Source organism: Allobosea sp. UC22_33 (genome assembly GCF_042700715.1).
Lineage (GTDB): Bacteria > Pseudomonadota > Alphaproteobacteria > Rhizobiales > Beijerinckiaceae > Allobosea.
Map to the genome: position 1 here is coordinate 4366212 of NZ_CP170556.1, position 19884 is coordinate 4386095.

General features: G+C 62.5%; 18 protein-coding genes and 1 tRNA gene. 10 read left to right on the plus strand and 9 right to left on the minus strand.

The genetic code is table 11. The features are described from left to right. Nucleotides 1-47 precede the first annotated feature (47 nt). Genes ACFJGT_RS21135 through ACFJGT_RS21150 form a run of 4 tightly spaced genes read right to left on the minus strand, consistent with a single transcriptional unit; the run spans nucleotide 48 to nucleotide 3545 of the window. Nucleotides 48-881, minus strand: coding sequence for a metal ABC transporter permease (locus ACFJGT_RS21135; RefSeq protein WP_377842017.1), 834 nt, complete (start codon nucleotides 879-881; stop codon nucleotides 48-50). Further along, nucleotides 881-1738: an iron/manganese ABC transporter permease subunit SitC gene (gene sitC, locus ACFJGT_RS21140; protein WP_377842019.1), complete on the minus strand. Its 858-nt coding sequence runs from the start codon at nucleotides 1736-1738 to the stop codon at nucleotides 881-883. The genes ACFJGT_RS21135 and sitC overlap by 1 nt, the downstream gene beginning before the upstream one ends. Next, on the minus strand, nucleotides 1735-2640 hold the full coding sequence (locus ACFJGT_RS21145) for a manganese/iron ABC transporter ATP-binding protein (protein ID WP_377842022.1): 906 nt from the start codon (nucleotides 2638-2640) through the stop codon (nucleotides 1735-1737). The genes sitC and ACFJGT_RS21145 overlap by 4 nt, the downstream gene beginning before the upstream one ends. Further along, nucleotides 2637-3545 carry a metal ABC transporter substrate-binding protein gene (locus ACFJGT_RS21150; RefSeq protein ID WP_377842024.1) on the minus strand — a complete coding sequence of 303 codons (909 nt, stop codon included), beginning with the start codon at nucleotides 3543-3545 and terminating at the stop codon, nucleotides 2637-2639. The genes ACFJGT_RS21145 and ACFJGT_RS21150 overlap by 4 nt, the downstream gene beginning before the upstream one ends. A 501-nt stretch (nucleotides 3546-4046) precedes the next feature. On the opposite strand from ACFJGT_RS21150, the gene ACFJGT_RS21155 reads away from it, so the two are divergent. The 6 genes from ACFJGT_RS21155 to ACFJGT_RS21180 all read left to right on the plus strand — a co-directional run bounded on the left by ACFJGT_RS21155 (nucleotide 4047) and on the right by ACFJGT_RS21180 (nucleotide 10929). Then, on the plus strand, nucleotides 4047-5465 hold the full coding sequence (locus ACFJGT_RS21155) for an HlyD family secretion protein (protein ID WP_377842026.1): 1419 nt from the start codon (nucleotides 4047-4049) through the stop codon (nucleotides 5463-5465). A gap of 56 nt (nucleotides 5466-5521) precedes the next feature. Further along, nucleotides 5522-7417 (plus strand): glycosyltransferase, encoded by a 1896-nt coding sequence (locus ACFJGT_RS21160; protein ID WP_377849032.1) that lies wholly within the window; start codon nucleotides 5522-5524, stop codon nucleotides 7415-7417. A gap of 404 nt (nucleotides 7418-7821) precedes the next feature. Then, nucleotides 7822-8640, plus strand: a complete 819-nt coding sequence (locus ACFJGT_RS21165; RefSeq protein ID WP_377842028.1) for a transporter substrate-binding domain-containing protein — start codon at nucleotides 7822-7824, stop codon at nucleotides 8638-8640. Between the two features lie 71 nt (nucleotides 8641-8711). Beyond that, a complete protein-coding gene (locus ACFJGT_RS21170) occupies nucleotides 8712-9410 on the plus strand; it encodes an ABC transporter permease (protein ID WP_377842030.1) in 699 nt (232 codons plus the stop codon). Further along, nucleotides 9407-10090, plus strand: coding sequence for an ABC transporter permease (locus ACFJGT_RS21175; protein WP_377842032.1), 684 nt, complete (start codon nucleotides 9407-9409; stop codon nucleotides 10088-10090). The genes ACFJGT_RS21170 and ACFJGT_RS21175 overlap by 4 nt, the downstream gene beginning before the upstream one ends. A gap of 41 nt (nucleotides 10091-10131) precedes the next feature. Further along, nucleotides 10132-10929: an inositol monophosphatase family protein gene (locus ACFJGT_RS21180; protein ID WP_377842034.1), complete on the plus strand. Its 798-nt coding sequence runs from the start codon at nucleotides 10132-10134 to the stop codon at nucleotides 10927-10929. 152 nt (nucleotides 10930-11081) lie between these two features. Here ACFJGT_RS21180 and ACFJGT_RS21185 read toward each other — a convergent pair whose 3' ends face one another. Then, the gene (locus tag ACFJGT_RS21185) at nucleotides 11082-12209 is read right to left on the minus strand and encodes an aminotransferase class I/II-fold pyridoxal phosphate-dependent enzyme (RefSeq protein WP_377842036.1); all 1128 of its coding nucleotides are present in this window, start codon (nucleotides 12207-12209) and stop codon (nucleotides 11082-11084) included. A 118-nt stretch (nucleotides 12210-12327) separates the two neighbouring features. On the opposite strand from ACFJGT_RS21185, the gene ACFJGT_RS21190 reads away from it, so the two are divergent. Together ACFJGT_RS21190 and ACFJGT_RS21195 are read left to right on the plus strand one after the other, a co-directional pair. After that, nucleotides 12328-13152 (plus strand): LuxR C-terminal-related transcriptional regulator, encoded by an 825-nt coding sequence (locus ACFJGT_RS21190; protein ID WP_377842038.1) that lies wholly within the window; start codon nucleotides 12328-12330, stop codon nucleotides 13150-13152. Between the two features lie 502 nt (nucleotides 13153-13654). Continuing rightward, nucleotides 13655-13731 (plus strand) — tRNA-Arg (locus ACFJGT_RS21195). Between the two features lie 610 nt (nucleotides 13732-14341). Here the strand turns inward: ACFJGT_RS21195 and ACFJGT_RS21200 are convergent. The 4 genes from ACFJGT_RS21200 to ACFJGT_RS21215 form a co-directional block, all read right to left on the minus strand. Then, nucleotides 14342-14974 (minus strand): DUF1214 domain-containing protein, encoded by a 633-nt coding sequence (locus tag ACFJGT_RS21200; protein ID WP_377842041.1) that lies wholly within the window; start codon nucleotides 14972-14974, stop codon nucleotides 14342-14344. Beyond that, nucleotides 14877-15296, minus strand: a complete 420-nt coding sequence (locus ACFJGT_RS21205; RefSeq protein ID WP_377849033.1) for a MucR family transcriptional regulator — start codon at nucleotides 15294-15296, stop codon at nucleotides 14877-14879. Before ACFJGT_RS21205 ends, ACFJGT_RS21200 begins: the two co-directional genes overlap by 98 nt. A 134-nt stretch (nucleotides 15297-15430) precedes the next feature. Beyond that, nucleotides 15431-17398: a hypothetical protein gene (locus ACFJGT_RS21210; RefSeq protein WP_377842044.1), complete on the minus strand. Its 1968-nt coding sequence runs from the start codon at nucleotides 17396-17398 to the stop codon at nucleotides 15431-15433. 300 nt (nucleotides 17399-17698) lie between these two features. Further along, nucleotides 17699-18613, minus strand: a complete 915-nt coding sequence (locus ACFJGT_RS21215; RefSeq protein WP_377842046.1) for a LysR substrate-binding domain-containing protein — start codon at nucleotides 18611-18613, stop codon at nucleotides 17699-17701. A 157-nt stretch (nucleotides 18614-18770) separates the two neighbouring features. On the opposite strand from ACFJGT_RS21215, the gene ACFJGT_RS21220 reads away from it, so the two are divergent. Continuing rightward, nucleotides 18771-19100 carry a nuclear transport factor 2 family protein gene (locus ACFJGT_RS21220; protein WP_377842048.1) on the plus strand — a complete coding sequence of 110 codons (330 nt, stop codon included), beginning with the start codon at nucleotides 18771-18773 and terminating at the stop codon, nucleotides 19098-19100. Next, nucleotides 19097-19876 (plus strand): SDR family oxidoreductase, encoded by a 780-nt coding sequence (locus ACFJGT_RS21225; protein ID WP_377842051.1) that lies wholly within the window; start codon nucleotides 19097-19099, stop codon nucleotides 19874-19876. Before ACFJGT_RS21220 ends, ACFJGT_RS21225 begins: the two co-directional genes overlap by 4 nt. The last annotated feature ends 8 nt before the right edge of the window (nucleotides 19877-19884 follow it).

The following is a 19884-nucleotide window of genomic DNA, read 5'->3' on the forward strand; positions in this document are numbered from 1 at the left end:
AAGGACGCGCGCTGCCGGATAGCTGGCGATAGCAGCAGGCCATGCGCCTATGCCGACGCTTCCGGCACTCTTCGGCTCGTCTGAAGCAGCGCGAGGACGAAGACGAGCGACAGCAGCAGCACGATCGTCGGCGCCGGCGCACTGTCGAGGAAGAACGAGAGATAGACGCCAAGCAGCGAGCCGGCCACGGCGATGACGACCGATGTCAGCAGCATCGTACTGAAACGGCGGGTCAGCAGGAATGCGATGGCGCCGGGCGCGATCAGCATGGCGACGGAGAGGATGATGCCGACGGCCTGCAGGGCGCCGACGATCGTCAGCGAGATCAGCCCGAGCAGGCCGTAATGCAGCAGCTTCACCCGCAGGCCGACCGCCTGCGCCTGCGCGGGATCGAAGGCGTGCAGCAGGAAATCCTTCCACTTGATGCCGATCACCGCCGCGGTGAACGCGGCGATCGCTGCTGCCCCGGCAATGTCTGCCCCGGAGACGCCGAGCATGTCGCCGAACAGGATATGGTCGAGATGCACGTCGGACTGGATCTTGACGTAGAGCACGAGGCCGAGCCCGAACATGCCGGAGAAGACCACGCCCATCACCGTGTCCTGCTTGATCCGGCTGTTCTCCTTCAGGAAACCAGTGGCGGTGGCGCAGATCATCCCGGCGACGAAGGCACCGATCGCATAGGGAAAACCGAGGATATAGGCGAGCACCACGCCGGGAAACACGGCATGGCTGATCGCATCCCCCATCAGCGACCAGCCCTTCAGCACGAGGAAGCAGGACAGGAGCGCCATCGGCACGGCGACGATCGCCGAGATCACCAGCGCATTGACCATGAAGTCGAAGCGGAAGGGCGACAGCAGCGTCTCGATCACGAGCATCAGCCGGTCTCCAGTTCGCAGGCGGCGCGGCGGCGAGCGGCCAGCAGCCCGTGCTTGGGCGCGAGGAAGAAGGCGGTGAGGAAGACCGTCGTCTGCAGCACGACGATGATGCCGCCGGTCGCGCCGTCGAGAAAATAGCTGACATAGGCGCCGGTGAAGCTCGTCACAGCGCCGATCGCCACCGCGATCACCAGGAGGCGCGGGAAGCGGTCCGTCAGCAGATAGGCGGTTGCACCGGGTGTCACGACCATGCAGATGACGAGGAAGGCGCCCACCGTTTGCAGCGCGGCGACCGTCGAGGCCGAGAGCAGGGTGAAGAACATAAGCTTGAGGGCGGTCGGGTTGAGGCCGATCGAGCGCGCATGGCTTTCGTCGAAGAAGGTGACCATCAGGTCCTTCCATTTGACGAGCAGGATGGCGAGCGAGACGAAGCCGATGGCCGCAAGCTGGATCGTGTCGGCCGGCGTGATGGCCAGCACGTTGCCGAGCACGATGGTCTGGATGTTCACCGAGGTCGGCGACAGCGAGACCATGAACAGGCCGAGTCCGAAGAAGCTGGAGAAGATCAGGCCGATGATGGCGTCTTCCTTCAGCCGGGTCCGCTGGTTCAGGAAGAGCATCGCACCGGCCGCGAGACCGCCGGAGAAGAAGGCGCCGACCGAGAAGGGCAGCCCCAGCATATAGGCGCCGGCGACGCCGGGCACGATCGCATGCGAGAGCGCGTCGCCGATCAGCGACCAGCCCTTCAGCATCAGATAGCAGGACAGGAAGGCGCAGACGCCGCCGACCAGCGCCGAGACCCACATCGCGTTGCGCATGTAACCATAGGCGAACGGCTCGAGCAGCACGGCGATCATCCCCGCTCTCCGTCGAGCGTCTCGGCGTCCCGGAGAGCCGCCTTGCCTTCGCGCAGGATCAGCGGCCGTTCGTCATCGGTGAAGACGCCGACCGGCGCCTGACCCGCGCGGCCCGCTCCGCCCAGGACGAAATGGCGGAGCACGCCGCCGAAAGCGCGTTGCAGGTTGTCCTGCGTGAAGGTCTCGGGCGTGAGGCCATAGGCCAGCACCGTCCCCTTGATCAGGATGGTGCGGTCGCAGAACTCCGGCACGGAGCCGAGATTATGCGTGGATACCAGCATGACGCGGCCCTCGGCTCGCAGTTCACGCAGCAGGGCGATGATCTGGTCCTCGGTCTTGACGTCGACCCCGGTGAAGGGCTCGTCTAGCAGGATGACCCGGCTGTCCTGCGCCAGAGCACGCGCCAGGAAGACCCGCTTCTTCTGCCCGCCGGAGAGCTCCCCGATCTGGCGCTTGCGGAAGGCGCTCATGTCGACGCGTTCGAGCGCCGTGGCGACGGCCTCGTGATCGGCCGCCTTCGCGATGCGCATCATGCCCATATGGCCGTAGCGGCCCATCATCACGACATCCTCGACCAGGACCGGGAAGGTCCAGTCGACCTCCTCGGCCTGCGGCACATAGGCGATGAGGTTGCGGCGCAGCGCCTCGCGCACCGTGATGCCGAGGATGCGGATATCGCCCTTCGCGAGGCCCACGAAGCCCATGATCGCCTTGAACAGCGTCGACTTGCCGGAGCCATTGACCCCGACGAGCGCCGCGATCGTGCCGGTCGGGATGCGGAAGCTCGCATCCCTGAGAGCGGTATGGCCGTTGCGATAGGTGACCGTCGCGCCGGTCACCGCGATCCCTGAGCCCCCCTCCGCCGCAGGCGGAAGCGAGTGGCCGGCGACAGGAGCATTCACCGCGTCAATCCCTTGGCGATCGTATCCGCCGTGACCTTCAGCAGGTCGATATAGGTCGGGACGGGGCCGTCCGCCTCGCTCAGCGAATCCACATAGAGCACGCCGCCATAGGTCGCGCCGGTCTCGCGCGCGACCTGCTGGGCCGGCTTCTCGGAGATCGTGCTCTCGGAGAAGACCACGGTGATCTTGTTCTTCCTGACGGCGTCGATGACCTTCCGGACCTGCTGCGGCGTGCCTTGCTGGTCGGCATTGATGGGCCAGAGATAGAGCTCCTTCAACCCGAAATCGCGGGTCAGATAGGAGAACGCCCCCTCGCTGGAGACGAGCCAGCGCTTCTCGTCGGGAACGGTGGCGAGCTTCGCCTTGATCGGGTCGACGGCCTCCTTGATCCGAGCCTTGTAGGCCTCGGCATTGGCCTTGTAGACGTCGGCGTTCTTCGGATCATGCTTGGCGAAGGCATCGCGGATATTGTCGACATAGATCAGCGCGGCCGCCGGCGACATCCACGCATGCGGGTTCGGCTTGCCCTTGTAGGGCCCCTCGCTGATTCCCATCGGCTCGACGCCCTGGGAAACGACCACGCTCGGGACGTTCCTGAGGTTGCGGAAGAACTTCTCGAACCACAATTCGAGGTTGAGCCCGTTCCAGAGGATGAGCTGCGCGCCCTGCGCGCGCTGGATATCACCCGGCGTCGGCTGATAGTTATGAATCTCGGCGCCCGGCTTGGTGATCGACTCGACCACGGCGACGTCGCCGGCAACGTTGCGGGCGATATCGGCGATCACCGTGAAGGTCGTGACGGCCTTGAACTTGTCCTGCGCCGCGGCGGGCATGAAGCCGGATGCGGCGACGAAGGCAGCGCCCATCAAACCGATGAGAGCCGATCTGCGCGAACCAAGGGCCATGGGCATCCTTATTGACAATGAATTGCAAGAGCGGATTATTGTTAACCCGAAGCCGGCCTGTTTTGCAAGTGCGATTGATTGGCAGTTAGAGGACCGCCTGCCCTGCCTCTTCGCTCGATCGGCCGCACCTTGCTGATCATGACCGAGCCGCAGATCCAGAAACTGTCGACGCCGATCGGGCCATCGTAACCATCGTTCCGAAGCGCGTCCCGCGGCTCGCATTGCGCATGGTCGAACCGGCAATCGAGAGGCTGTCGCTGGGTAGGATCGATGAGTTCGGCGGCGCGGCCGGTAACCCGAATTCTTCGCGACCAACGAGCGGCCGAGAAAGCTGAGCACGCGCGATGACCCGCGCAAAGGTAATGAAATCGTTAACGACTCCGAAGCGCTGACTTCAGCTTTCATTTCCGCTGTTCTTGCGTTCGTTAAACGATCCCCTCGCATTTAAGCTTTGGGAAAGCGCGCTGCCCAATCGTTCCGTTCGATAACAGGGACGCACACATGGCCCATCAAGCTCTGCACTCCAAGACATCCGTAGCTTTGGAAGCCGGCGACGCGAAGCCGGATCCGGCTTCGGCTGCGCTTCACGCGGCAGCCTCTCCGGCCGCCTCCGCCGGTGGCCAGGAGCCTCAGGACGCGCGCGCCCTGCAGAGCAGGCTGAAACAATACGTCGATGGCGGCGAACCCAAGCCCGAGGCCGCAGCCACCGCACCGCAGCCAGCCAAGCAGCCCATGATGACGCCGGCCGTCCGGCGGGCGGCCAAGATTTTGCTCGGGGCGGCCGTTGTCGCCGTCTTTGGGTTGGCGCCGTTGCGCACGCTCCTGCAGACCTCCAGCGTCGAGGCCGTCGTCAACGCACGACTGATGACACTGCGCTCGCCCATCGCGGGTGAGGTCGTCGCGTCGACGACGAAACTGGCTACGTCCGACACTCTCGCGCAAGGCTCGACCTTGCTCAGCATCGTCAATCCGCGAGCCGATCGCGGACGGCTCGACGAGCTGGAGCAAGCCCTCGGCAAGCTGGCCAGCCAGCGGGCGACATTGGACAGCAAGCTCACGAGCGCGCAGGTCGCGGCGGCCGATCTCGACCGTCAGGCCGAGGCGTTCAGGCTGGGCAGGGTCGAGCAGTTGACCGCCCGAATGGCAGAGCTCGAGAGCCAGATCGGCGTCGCCGTCGCCAGGCGCGAGGAGGCGACCGCCGCTTATCGCCGGGCCGAGGCATTGGCGCGGACCGGGAACGTGACGGCTGCGGAGTTCGACCGCCTGTCGCGCGAGGTCACGATCGCGACGGGAACCGAAGCCTCGACGCGCCATCGGCTTGCGGCTGCGACCGTCGAGCTTGCCGCGGCGCGCAACCGGATTTTCCTCGGCGACAGCTACAACGACCGGCCGAGCTCGGTGCAGCGCGGCGACGAGATGCGCCAGCGCATCGCCGATCTCGGCTCGGAACTGGCCGGCATCGACGCGGAAACGAAACAGCTGGAAGCCGCACTCGCCACGGCGCGTGCGCGCCATCATGCCCAGTCGGACGTTCCCATGACGCTTCCGGTGACCGGGCGGATCTGGGAGGTCATGGTCTCCCCCGGCGAGCAGGTGCGCGTCGGTCAGGACCTCGCCCGGTTGATCGATTGCTCGACGGCAGTCGTGACGGCGAATGTCACGGAATCCGTCTATAATCGTCTCTCGGTCGGCAGCCCCGGCCGCTTCATCCCGGCCGATGGCGGCAATGATCTGCAAGGGAAGGTCGTCAACCTGACCGGCCGGGCCACCGCAGCGGCGAACCTCGCGATCGAGCCCGCCGCACTGAGCAAGGAGCCCTACCGGGTTACGGTTTCGGTGCCGGATCTGGGCGCCGGGCAGGTCTGCGCCGTCGGTCGCACCGGCCGCGTGGTGTTCGGCGAGCAGGCCTCCGCGCCGTGACGCACGATCTCCTGACCGCGCTGGCGCCCGGTCTCGCCGCCGCCGGGCTTGCCGTCATGCTCACGCCGTTGCTGAGGCATGACCGGACACCCGCGCGCATGCTGATGGTCGGCGTCGGGCTGCTGCTGCTGCTGCGCTATTTCCACTGGCGGGTGACGTCGACGCTGCCGCCGGTCGGCTGGACAGCCGATTTCGCGGCGGGCAGCATTTTCCTGGTCGCGGAAACGGCGTCGCTGTCGGCGGCGATCCTCGCCTCGATCTTCCTGTGCCGGACGCGGAACCGTTCGCCCGAGGTCGAGGCGAACAAGGCCTGGCTCGCAAGCCAGGAGCCGCCGTTGGTCGACGTCCTGATCTGCACCTACAACGAGGAAGAGGCCATCCTCGAACGCACGATGATCGGCGCGACCGGGATGAACCACGGCAATTACCGCGTCTGGGTGCTCGACGATGGTCGCCGCCCCTGGCTCGAGGAACTGTCGCAGCGCCTGGGCTGCCGCTATCTGACCCGGCCTGACAACAGCCATGCCAAGGCCGGCAACATCAATCACGCCCTGGCGCATCTGGCGGCCCTGCCGGAGCCTCCGGCGTTCATCTCGATCCTGGACGCCGATTTCGTGCCGCTCCCGGATTTCCTGTCGCGGGCGCTGTGCCTGTTCCGGGACCCGCGCGTCGGCCTGGTGCAGACGCCGCAGCATTTCATCAATCCCGACCCGATCCAGACCAATCTCGCCGCCGCCCATGTCTGGCCGGACGAGCAGCGCTTCTTCTTCGATGTCGTGCTCGCCGCGAAGGATGCCTGGGGCGCGGCGTTCTGCTGCGGCACCTCCTCCGTCATCCGCTTCGCGCCGCTGATGGCGATCGGCGGCTTCCCGACCGATTCCGTAACGGAAGACTATCTCCTGACGTTGCGGCTGAAGGAGACGGGCTTCACCACCGCCTATCTGAACGAGCCGCTCACGCTGGGGCTCGCCCCGGAGGGGCTCAAGGAATACATCACGCAGCGCGGGCGCTGGTGCCTCGGCTTCATGCAGATCACGCGCGGGCGCAGCGGGCCGTTCTCGCGCAGCTCCAGCCTCACCTTCATCGACCGCCTGTCCCTCGTCGACACCTTCCTCAACTGGACCGCTGTCTACATCGCGAAGCTGCTCGGGCTGCTCGTGCCGATCGGCTACCTGCTGTTCGGCGTCCATACCGTCGATGCCGATCTCTACGACCTGCTCGGCTATTTCCTGCCATTCTTCCTGTGGCACTCGGTCACGATGAGCTGGATCTCGCGCGGTCGTTCGCTGGTCTTCATGACCGACGTGTCGCAGTTCATCGCGGCACCGGCGATTCTGAAAGCGGTCTTCACCGGGCTTCTGCGGCCGCGGCACCAGAAGTTCAAGGTCACCGCCAAAGGTGGCGACCGGGGCCAGCGCTTCATCGAATGGCCGCTCGTGAAGATCTACGGCAGCATCATCCTGCTCACCCTGGCCGGACTGGTCTATGCCTTCGCGATCCATGTGCGCGGCGACAGCCTGACATCGGGCGGCCTCGCCTTCGCCTGGAGTTGGTACAACCTGATCGTCCTCATCATCGTCTGCTTCGTCTGCATCGAACAGCCGCGGCGCCGCAAGGCGGAGCGCTTCGCGACCGATGAGGCGGTCATGCTCGAATGTGCCGGGGAAAGCCTGATCCTGCGACTGACCGATATCTCCATCACCGGGGCTGGGCTGCGCGGCGAACCGCCGGCGCCTCTGGGCACGCCCATCATCTGCACGATCGGCGGGCGCGCGGTCCGCGGCACGATCGTGCGCAAGCTGGCGGATGGTTTCGCGATCAAGTTCGACGAGGAGCTGAAGACGCGCATCGAGATGATCCGGGGCTTCTATGCCGGCAACTATGTCAAAGCCTTTGCGCAGGTCGCGACATTGGGTGTGACCACCGCCGTCGTGCGCCGACTCTTTGACTGAAGTCGCTCGAACGGACATGTGACGGACGAGCGATAGAGCGACGGGGATCGGCTCAAGCCTTCGCAAGAAGCTCGTGATACGCGCCTGCCATTTCTTGACTTCGGAGCGCCCGGAAAAGTCGCTCATTTCCACGATCGGCCACCGGGGCAGGCGCATACGCAAGATGGGATACGGCCCGTCTTCGCTGTCCCGCATGATGCGAGCGTGTCACCTTTGCCGTTTCGGGCTCTTGCTCAAATTCGAAATCCCGCGTCGCAGGAGCGGCGGCCTCGCCGGCAGACACGCTGCAACGCATCAACCTCTGGGATGATATGCGGGTTCAATCGGGCGATGCTTAATCGGGTCGGCTGCCATTCGCTCAGATCGGAAAGCGAGCGAGCTGCCCGCAAAAAATGGGGACGGTCATGAAAATCAGCACCAAATGGCTTTTCTCGGCACTGCTCGGGGCCGCCGTGAATCTCGCTACGGCGCATGCAGGGGAATTGAGGGTTGGCATCGAATGCACGTCGTTCCCCTTCAACTACCGCGATGCCAACGGCAATTATGCCGGCTATGATGTCGATGTCGCCAACGAGATCGGCCAGCGACTCGGCGACAAGGTCGAATTCGTCTGCCAGAAATGGGATGGAATGATCCCGGCCTTGCTGGCCAATAAATTCGATCTGGTCGTCGCCTCGATGGGCATCACAGAAGAGCGCCAGAAGAAAATCGATTTCTCCCGACCCTATCGAATCTCCGTCGGACGCCTCGTCGCCCCGACCGGTGCCAAGCTCGCTCTGTTCAAACCGGATGGCACGCTCGACCCCGAAGCCTTCAAGTCGATCAAGGTCGGCTTGCAACGCTCGACGACCTATGACGACTGGCTTAAGGCCAAGATGCCGAATGCCAACGTCATGCGCTACGACACTGTCGAAGCGCTATTCCTCGACATCAAGGCCGGCCGCGTCGACACGATCATGACAAACCCAATGAAGGCGCATGATGCCTTCCTCAGCAAGCCGGAAGGTGCGGGCTTCGGGTTCGTGGGGCCGGAGATCAGCGACGACAAGCTCTTCGGCGCCGGCGCCGGCGTCGGGCTGCGCAAAGGCAACGAAGCGCTTCTGGCCAAGATCGACAAGGCCATCGCCGGCATGACCGATGACGGCTCGCTCGACCGGTTCAGCAAGAAATACTTCCCCTTCCCGATCTATCCGCGAGACTGGAAGCCAGCCACGACCAATTGAGCCCCTGCGCCGCGGCCAGCCTGGCAGGGCTGCGGCGCCCCGCCTCGGTCTAATCGTTGCATGGGATCGTGATGTTTGAGGAATTGTGGCGTTGGAGCGGACCCTTCCTGCAGGGTTCACTCGTGATCTTGCTGGTCTTCTTGGTTTCGCTGGTGCTGACCGTGATCTGGGGCCTGATCGGGGCCAGCGCGAAGCTCTCGAGCAACCGCGTGGCACGCGGCGCGGCCAACGCCTACACCGTGATCTTTCGAGGAACGCCGGAATTCCTCGTCCTGCTCCTGCTCTATTTCGGCTCGGCCATCACTCTGACGGCCCTGGCGAAACTCGTCTGGCCCCAGACGCGCTTCGTCGACCTCTCGCCGTTCTGGGCCGGCTCGATCGCCATCAGCATGATCGTCGGAGCGGCTGCGACCGAGACCTTTCGCGGCGCCTTCCTGGGCGTCGATCAAGGACAGGTCGAGGCCGGACGCGCCCTGGGGCTGCGACGCTTTCAGGTCTTCATTCTCATTCGCCTGCCCCAGATGTGGCGCCTCGCATTGCCGAGCTTCGGCAATCACCTGAACTCGCTGGTCAAGGATACCGCCCTGATCTCCGTGATCGGCCTGCAGGAGATCATGTTCACCGCCGATATGGCCGCATCGACGAACTCGATGCCCTTCGCGATGTATTTCACCGTCGCGCTGATCTATCTCGCCTTCACCACGGTGGTAACCGTAGTGATCCGCCGCCTCGAGCGCCGGGCAAACCATTTCATGGTGGCCGCCCGATGAGCTTCGACATCCCGCTGATGGCGCTGAGCTTCCCCCGCCTGCTGGAGGGGCTGCGCATGACCTTGAGCCTGCTCGCGGTCTCGCTGGTTTTCGGGCTCTTGATCGCGCTCGCGACCAGCTTCGCCCGCAACACGCGCTGGCTGTCCTGGCCGGCCGAGGCTTACGTCTACTTCTTCCGCGGCACCCCGCTGCTGGTGCAGCTGTTCATGATCTACTTCGGCCTGCCTCAGTCCGAATTCATCCGGACGAGCCCGTTGTGGCCGCTGTTGCGCGAGCCGTTCTGGTGCATGTGTCTGGCGCTCTCGCTCAATAACGGCGCCTATGTCGCGGAAATCATCCGCGGTGGCCTGCTCGGTGTCGGCAAGGGGCTGAAAGAAGCCTGCTGGGCGCTGGGTCTCAGCCGCTTCCACCGACTGCGCTTTGTCACGGCGCCGATCGTCCTGCGCCTCTGCCTGCCGGCCTACGGCAACGAGATCGTCAGCTTGCTCAAGTCGACGGCCCTGGCGAGCACCGTGACCTTGCTCGACGTGACCGGCATCGCCCGCACGATCGTCGCCGAAACGTTTTCTCCCTATGAAATCTTCATCGCCGCTGCGTTGATCTACCTGGTCCTGACCTTTCTCGTGCAGACGATCGTCGCGCATTTCGAAATCAGGCTCAACCGGCACGCTCAGCGTTGAACATCGCTCTGCCTTCGAGACCTGCCATGCCAAGCTTCCCAGTGCCCGCCGATTTCCTGCCCTTCGCGCACCGCCTGGCCGATTGCAGCGGAGCCATCCTGAAACGAGCCGGAGCCACAGCGCGGAGCTTCGACAGCAAGCATGATGCAAGCCCGGTCACCGCGGTCGACCGCGAGATCGAAACGGCATTGCGCGAAGCGATAGCAGCGGAGCATCCTGACCATGGTGTCCTGGGCGAGGAGTTCGCGCCGACCAATCTCGACAAGGAATGGGTCTGGATTCTCGATCCGATCGACGGCACCAAACAGTTCATCGCCGGGATTCCGCTCTACGGCACGCTGATCGCCCTTGCCCATAACGGCATTCCGGTGCTTGGGATCATCGACCATCCCGTCACCGGGGAACGCTGGAGCGCCGCCGACGGCACGCCCGCGATCTGCAACGGCCGGGTCGTCACGACGCGGACATCGGAAACATTGTCGGGAACGCTGATGTTCACCACCAGCCCCGAGCCCTACGATCATGACGAGTTCCGGGCCGTGTCCGCTTTGCGTGCACGCGCGGCTTGGTGCGTCTATGGTGCGGGTTGCTATGGTTATGCGCGCCTGGCCAGCGGCCAACTCGATATCGGCATCGAAGCTGGGCATGACCCGTTCGATTACTGTGCGCTCGCGCCCATCATCCGGGCGGCCGGCGGCGCAATCAGCGACTGGGAGGGCAGACCTCTCGGCCTGACATCCGGACAGCGCTTCGTGGCCAGTGCCACGCCCGCGCTCCATGCCGAGGTGCTGGCAACGATCGCGTGCGAAATGCCGGCCTCGGGCACACGCGCCCTTTGACGGGACAATGCCATCGTGGCAGGTGAGCCGCAGCAACGCTGCGGCTTCGCGAAAATTCAGCCGGCTCCAGGTTTATCCCACCGGATAAGAACCCCTCCATCGTCCCGGTCACCGGAACGATGGAGGCTCGGGCGATCACGCGGATGGCGCTCCTACGCGACCGCCCTGGCGCCGGCCATCGTCTCGCGCAGGGCGGCTGATATCGCAGCCAACCCGCCGCGCAGTTCGTCTTCCAGCGGCCATAGGAAGCCGATCCGGAAATAACAGCGCGGCATGTCGAACCAGTGCCCCGGACCGACATAGGTGCCGTGCTTTTCGAGCAGCGTCGTATAGAACCGATCGAAGTCGAAAGCGGCGTCGACCTTCATCCGCGGGAAGCAGACCACCCCGCCTTTCGGCTCGACCCATTCGATCAGTGGTTCGCTCTCGACCCAGTCGCGCATGATCTTGAGCCGTTGCTGCATCACCGGCGCGAGCTCCGCCAGGAATTGATCGCGACGCTGGAGCATCGAGCCGGCAATCCATTCGTCGATGACGCTGCCGCAGATCCCGATCTGTTCCTTGGCGGCCAGGAAGGTCTCATAGAGCGCGGAGTCGCGGGTCATGATCCAGCCGACGCGAATGCCGGGAATGCCATAGGCCTTGGATAGCGACGAGACGCTGATCACGCTGGGGCTGAGGCCGGCGGCGACCGGAAGTTGCTTGTCATACTGAAGGTCGCGATAGGTCTCGTCGACGAGCAGGCGGCAGCCGCGCGTCTCGACCAGCGCGATCAGCTGCCGCAGAGCGGCGTCAGAGATCATCGTGCCCGTCGGATTGTGCGGGCAGGTGATGCTGACATAGCGCGTGTTCGGCCGGATCGCGCGGGCGATGGCGTCGATGTCCAGCCTAAAACCGTCGTCGAACTGCTGATCGATATAAGTGATGTCGCAGCCGATCGCCTTCGGCGTCTCGATATTGGTGGCGTAATTCGGCCTGACCACGACGAGATGGCCGCCGGGCGACAGGAGCGAGGTCGCGATGATGAACAATCCGCCAGCTGCACCGGCGGTCACGAGGACCTGATCTGGACTCAGGCCTTGACCTTGCGCCGCGATCAGCTCGCGCAGGCGCGTCTCGCCGCGGTGCTCGCCATAGAACAGCGTGAGGTCGGGCACCGTGAAGCCCCCGCCCCGCAGAGTCTGGTCGCGGATGGAGCTCTCCGAAAGATTGAAACGAATCCGGTCGTAGCCATATTCTTCCGGTGCTTCGGTCTCGATCACCATGCGAGCGTATTTCATTGGCCTTGTCCGCTGTCGTTGGCTGCAATCCTGCATGCTTCATTGTGACAGAGGCTCGTCCTCGCCTATCCTCCCAGAGAGGGATGGCGGGATGGCCTGGGCTGGCGAAGGGCGGAGCATGCTGAATTTGCACGAACGGGCGGCGCGCCTCGTCGACGCGATCGACAGGAGCGATTTCGCTGCGGCGTTGATCGCTCATCTTGCTGAACGCACCGAATTCGATGCCGCGACGATCTTCGTCCATCGGCATAACCAGTCGCCGATCCACGTCTTCAACAACTTCACCGGCGAGAAGGCCAAGAACGGCATTAGAGAATATCTGGAAAAGACCTATGCTCTCAATCCCTTCTTCCAGGCACAGCAGGCCGGCCTCACCTCGGGCGTCTACCGTATTCGCGATCTCGCGCCCGACATCTTCTTCCAGAGCGAATTCTACAACGACTATCGGATCAAGGTGACCAGGCAGGAAGAGATCGGCTACGTGACGCGTGACTGGCCGGAGGGGCTGGGCGAGATCGACATCGCGCTGCAGCTAGAGGAGAATGAAACCGTCGAGCTCGCGCTCTACCGCTATTTGCGCAAGGGCGATTTCCAGGGCACCGATCTTGCCGTGATCGAGGAGGAGCTCACCTTCATCCTCGCTTGTTTTCGCGCCTACTGGTCCCGCAGCCGCGCCGCTCACGACCGCTCGCAACGCGACGCCCCGGCACGCCCCGCGGAGCCGTTCGGCCAAGGCGCGATCAGCTCACGCGAACGCCAGGTGCTCGAGTTGGTGCTGCGGGGGCATTCCTCGGAATCGATCGCTTCCCAGCTCGGGATTTCGCTGGCGACCGTCAAAACCCATCGCAAGAACGCCTATGAGAAACTCCAGATCTCTACCCAGGCCGAATTGCTGAATCTCTATCTGAAACATATCGGAACGGACCTGACGCCGGCGCGGTGAAGCCAGTCTCCAGCCGCTCAAACGCATGCGGATCAAGCGCCCGTTTGGCACCGGGCCGGGCCAGAGCCCAGAGCAAGGGCCAAGACACTGTCGCGTTGCGAGCCTGCGCGCCTGATGGCCCCACAGCGCCGTTGAGAGGCACGATGAAGCGGCAACGGAGATAACGAGATCGACCGATTCCGCCGCGACGCCGTCTATATCGAGGTCAGCTCTCGGCGCCCTGAAGGTGTCTCCCTCTGCGCCGGTGTGGACGCGGTAAGCAACGCGGATGTCGCTTTCTGCGCGCGATGGGAGGCTCTTCAAGAGAGCGATTACGCACTCGGGATGGCCCCCGGGCGCTCCGAGCCCTCAACAACCGGCTATCCAGGGCGCGGCCTCAGCCGCACTCCCGCCACGCCCGACACGATGCGAACATGTGACCTTTGCCGGAGGAGAACCACGCCTCATCCAAAATCCCGCATTGCCGAAGCAGCGGGGATCGGCTATCCAGCCTTCACGGTTAGCGCCCGTAGCTCAGCTGGATAGAGCGTTGCCCTCCGAAGGCAAAGGTCACACGTTCGAATCGTGTCGGGCGCGCCACTTATCTTCCTACAATTATTGGTTTTTTCCGCGGATATATTCTGCCGGCGCTCAACGACCTTGTTGGATAGCCACCGGGTAGCCACGGCGCGATCTCAGTGGCGATGTTTTGTACGAAGCCAGATGCAGCGTTTCAGTCGCTTCGCTGGGCCGCCGGATCTGCGCCAACTCCGGACATTGGCTCATTGCCGAAAAGCGGTCTTTGGTGCGCGGCAGTCTGCATCGTGACGAGCTCGGCTTGAAGAAAACTTACGCGGTCAGATAGTCGAAAAGGCCAACAACCCGTTCGCGTCGGCAGTCCGCGCGACCCGCATGCCTATGACGATCACCGATCCGAACCTGCCGGACAATCCGATCGCCTTAGCCAATGACGCTTTCCTACGGCTGACGGGGTACGACAGGTTTGGAATCATCGGAAGGAACTGCCGCTTCCGGAGGATCCGAGACCGATACCGCCGACGTCCAGCGGCTTAGGGGCCGCGATCTCGTGGATGGCGGCGACGCCGAGGAAGCCGATTGCCCGGTCGAGTTCCTTCCCGAAGGCCAACGATAAAGGGGCGCGGGGGCTCAGCCAGCGAGCCTCCTGACAGTTGGCGGGAGCCAGCTTCGGTCAAGGATTGGCTGTTTTGGCACGTAGACGCGCAACAACATGCCGAACCGCCCGGTCCGGGGTTGGAAGCCAGTTTGCCTCCCTTTCGGGCCCAGGCGAGGTCGCCTGAAGATAGAAGGTCGTCGAGCCGTCTGCTCCCTGCTTGACGTTGGGGGTCCGGTCCCGGATCGCGAACCGGTTGAGGGGGTTGGGGACGAGGTTGTAGTCCGGCCCGTACATCGTCACCGACCAGAACTTGTTGACGGAGGGAGGGCGCCTTTCGCGAAGGTGAGCGTGTAGCTGCCGCCTCCATCGAGCAGCTTGTTGTCGACGTCGGTGAAGGCGGCGATGCAGACGGCCTCTGCCGCGTCGTTGCAGATGAGCCCTCCAAGCGCGCACTCGTCGGCCCTGCGCCAGTTCCCGTCGCAACACATCCGTCAAACCATCCGACGCGATGCGGCTGGGACGACGTGTGGCTCGCCCCGCAGTCACGGTTGAGGGGGCCAATGTTGGCAATCCCGGCCAAAAACGATCAGCCGGGGCTGCCGAACTAGCCTTACGCGGCTGTCTTGCCGGTTCGGCGCTTTGCCGCGGTCTTCCGGCGCTGCTGACCCAGGCCCATGGACTTTGCCAGCTGGGAGCGCGCGTCGGCATATGCGGGGGCTACCATGGGATAATCCGTCGGCAGCCCCCACTTCACCCGATACTCGTCGGGGCTCATGTCATACGCGGTCCGCAGATGACGCTTGAGCGATTTGAACTTCTTACCGTCCTCGAGGCAGATCAAAAAGTCCGGCGAAATCGACTTCTTGATCGAGACGGCCGGGACAGGCTTCTCCTCCACCGCGGCAATCGGCTCCTTGCCCAGACTGGCAAGAGCCGCATGCGTGCTGGCAATCAACGCCGGCAGCTCGGACGTGGGAACGCTGTTATGCGCTACAAAGGCGGAGACGATCCCCGCAACCAGGTCGAGAATCGTTTCGTTATTTTCAGACTTTTTACTTTCACAAGCTGGGTGGAAACTGATTCTCCTAGTTGTCGGATATCGTTGCGCGAGCAAGCTATTTTTGCTTACTCGCGCAGATATAACTGAGTGCGCCCTCCCAGACGTCAAAACGGAAGAAAGAAGTAGCGCACGACCTTCACGATGCGCCGGAAAAGGCCGGTCCCACTCGCCCGCCCTTCATCGAGAATTGCGGCGTCGGCTACCGAGTTACCTACGACGGATGGGTCATTCAGCCACATCCCCCTTACGGTAAGCTCCTGGCCCAGCGTGAATTCGGTCCTCCTGTCCCAACACAGGAGGCTCTCCGCCGGAACCGACGTTCCGTTCGAAAGGCCATGCACTTGTTGGCCTTCCGAACAAAGGACGATGCAGCCCGGGCCTTTTGCAGTCGCAAAGAAAGAGCCTAGCCCGAGTAGGTGCGTCGCAATATGAGCCGTGTATGTAGAGCCAAGCGTGGTCTCACTGGTGAAAGCGAGGAGATCGGGCACACGGAATACCACTTCTTGCCCATCAACCAATTCAATCAGGATCAGCTTGAGATCACCTGGGCTCGATATGATTGGCCCATTATTATTTGGGTAATTCGGCTCCACCGTGATTTTGGTCATCAGGTAGCGCCGGGCAATAACCCGTGAAAATAGAAGCGAGGCCGGGCACGGAGCGCTGGTCCGCATATGCGTTCCAGGGCCCGCACGCATGGCCTGGAATGCAACATACCAGTCGACATTTCCTTTCGATGGAATGGCGTAGGCCGACAGCGGTACCTGGTGATATGACTTGAAGTTCAACCGCTTTGCGGGCTGGGCACTATCGCTAAGACGAAAAGCCAGCGCCGATTTCCTGCCCTTTCGGGGGGAAAGCGTGTGGTCGAACAGGATCCGGCCGAGCGTTAGGTTGAGTGCGCCTAGGATACCTCCCGCAAGGAACACATACGACACGAGCGCCAGGGTATTGAATATCAAGAAGGTGTATCTGGCCGACGTTGTGAGTTCGTCAAAAAAGACATCGACCAACTCCGGGCCAGCCTTGCGAGCTTCCTCGGCTGCCACCGTTTGAACTTTGCTGAACTTCGCTGCCTTCTCTGTGGCACGAGCTACGGCCTTGGCCTTGGCGTTCACGAACGACGTTTGAATTCCATCGTTCGCGGCGTCCAAAGCCATCACGCATAGCCAACCGAGAGGTATGTGAAACTTCCAGACTTTTGCCTTTGCGCCACTGCAGCGGCCGGTATCGATCAAACCTGGCCTCAAGAGCTCCATTTGTTCAGCGACAACGCCAGGAAAGACCTTCGATGCGTTAGCCGCCGATGCGGAGCTTTCAGAAAGCTTTTGCAAAAACTCCTTCTGCTTCTCTGCGCGGTGTTGCTCCAGTGTGTAGATGACGCTGTCTTCGAGAGTTGGTGCCTTCGCGCCGGCCTCAACCGGCTTCTTCCTGACGATCTGGGCGTCGTAGACCTTTTGGATCCCGAAAATCTGGATCGAATTATTGACCCACATTCCGAGCGCCACCAGAGCGACAGTTGGCAGCCAGTAGAAGGCCAGGGACGTGGCTATCACCTTTGGCGATATATCCCTTCTATGTTTTATCAGCTGCGCACGCTCGTTTGTGTGGTCGGTAACGAGCTGAACAAGGTAGTTGATTGCAACGAAGAGTAGTCCGGATGCCAGCGCTCCTGCCGCCGCAAGCTCCCAATCGCGCGTGGCGTGGCCGACAATGCCGCCGGCCAGCCCGCAAAGCAGGACAAACCAGATCAACCCGACCCGCGCTGTGATGAGCAACGCGAGGACCGTCGCAAATATCATGATGCACAGGACGGCGATCGGAACGGATGTATAGAGCAGCATCGCTGCTGAAACGAAGAAACCAATCGATACTATAACCCTTCCACCCGGCCATTTTTTGATCTCCAGCGCTATTCCGATTAAAATGAACAGCACCGCGAAGCTGAGAACGGTGAAGGGATGAACATTGGCAGCAACGTTCAATGCCGCCGCAGGCACAAAGTGCAATTGAATTAGATAGCTAGCGCCCAACCCCAAAAAAGTAATCCACCGTTGCAATAAGATGCTCAATGCCCCCTCCTGCCGTCTATATAATTTAGAATTTTTCTAGTTCGCATCGAAGGATCAGTGTAATTTCGTTGCGTAATGGATCGATTTATACGCAGACTTTCTCTCCAAAATACAAGCCTAAGCGCCGCGGGATAGCAGTTTTTGGGACAGGAAATCGAGGTCAACGAATCGAAGCCGTTAGACGAGCCAGGCGTTACGGCTTCATCACAGACAGTCCGATCCGTCGCCCCTGCGCCACAAGCTGACTCTCGGCACTTGCCCACAAGCGGACTTTCGTCGCAGCGTGATCTGGCTGCCGCGTCACCTCCGATCGGCATTCATAGCCGGGGTGAACTCGCGTGCGAGGCTGATAAATTCCTTGAACGCGGCGGACGGATTCTTGCGCCCGGGATAATAGAGGCACAAGGGCGCCACGGGCTTCATCCAGTCTTCGAGGACGCGGATCAGGCGGCAGGTTGTGATGTCTTCACGGACGTCCGACTCCATAAATAGACCCAGGCCGATCCCGCGCAGGACGGCGGTCCGCGAAAGGCTGGCCTCGTCGAGGGTGATGGGGCCTTGCACGTCGATTTGGACAGGCTCGCCGTCTTTCTCGAAGTGCCACTTGTAGATGCCGCCATTTGGCAGTCGGATGCGGATGCAGGTGTGATTGAGCAGATCGAGCGGCACCTGTGGTCTGCCGTGCGCTTCGAGATACGCCGGTGAAGCTACAACGACGTAGGATCGTGCCTGGCCAATCGGAACAGCGATCATGTCGCTGGGCACGAAATCCGCGCTTCTGACGCCGAGGTCAAAGCCGTCGGCCACCACATCGAGCAAGCGCCCCTCGGTCACGAGGTCGATGTGCACCTGCGGATATCGGCGCAGATACTCCAATACCAGCGGCTCCAGAATCTCCCGCGCTGCGGTCGGGAACGCGTTGATCCTGATCGTCCCGGACGGTACCTCCTGTTGCGACATGGCGCTGTCCATGGCGCTGTGAATCTCAACGAGAGCAGGGCCGATCTGTTCGACGAAGTTCCGCCCGGCATCAGTGAGTGAGACACTCCGGGTCGTCCGATTGAACAGACGGACACCGAGCTGCTTTTCGAACTTCGCGATGAGATTGCTCAGCGCCGTCGTGGAGATCTGCAGTTCCACAGCCGCTGCCCGGAACGATTTCCGACGCGCGACCGCCATGACGGCATCCAGCTCGATGAGATTATGGCCGATCATTGTCCCGGATTTCGCAACGTTTCATCCCAATTTATCCCGATTATCAGTCCCACTGTCCATCGCTAAGTTGATGTCCGTGAAAGCAACCGCTGATGCAAGATCTCAACAGGTCAGCCGGCGGCCAGGTCTGCAGAATTCAACGCTGAGGATGTCAACAATGTCCCTTGAACTGCCTTCGCCAATCGCGCGATACTTCACCGCCGATCTCGACCCCAATCCTCAAGCGATGGCCGACTGCTTTTCGGACACCGCTACTGTTCGGGATGAGAACCACGTCCACACTGGCAGGGACGAAATCCGTCAGTGGAACGTGGAGTATTCGAAGAAATTCACAGCAACTTCGACGCCGATTGCGATCGAACGCGAGCGCGGCCGCACCGTCGTGACCTGCCACGTCCAGGGCAACTTCCCGGGCAGCCCGATCGACCTGCGTTATTTCTTCCGCCTGGAGGGTGACAAGATCGGCGAGTTGGAGATTACCCCATGAACCCGTTCATCAGCCTCGAAGGCAAGCGGGCGCTCGTGACGTCCGGCACGCGTGGCGCAGGCGCCGCAACCGTAAAGCTTTTCCGCGAATTGGGCGCCCGGGTCCTGACCAGCGCCAGGTCGAAGCCGGAAGACCTGCCGGCCGAGATGTTCGTCGGCGTCGATCTCACGACGCCGGAGGGCTGCGCGCAGCTGGCACAGGCCGTCCGAGAGCGCTTGGGCGGAGTCGACATCATCGTGCACATGCTGGGCGGTTCCTCCGCCCCGGCAGGAGGGTACGAGGCGCTCACCGATGAGGTATGGCGCAAGGAGCTCGACCTCAACCTGATGCCGGCCATTCGCCTCGATCGTGAATTGGTGCCGGCGATGACTGCACAAGGCAGCGGTGTCGTCATTCATGTCACCTCCATCCAGCGAGTCATGCCGCTGCCGGAAGCGACGATCGGCTACGCCGCAGCGAAGGCCGCGCTCTCTTCGTACAGCAAGAGCCTCTCGAAGCTGGTGTCCCCCAAAGGCGTGCGGGTCGTCCGTGTTTCGCCGGGATGGATTGCCACCGAGGGCTCGGTTCACTTCGCGGAGCGCCTCGCCGAGCAACAGGGCGTCAGCGTCGAGACGAGCACGAAGATGATCATGGATTCCCTCGGCGGAATTCCGATCGGTCGTCCCGCGAGCACCGACGAAGTTGCAAGCCTGATTGCTTTCGTCGCCTCGGACCGAGCGGGGAGCATCACCGGAACCGAATACGTCATCGATGGTGGGACCGTGCCGACGGTCTAGGCGGCCTC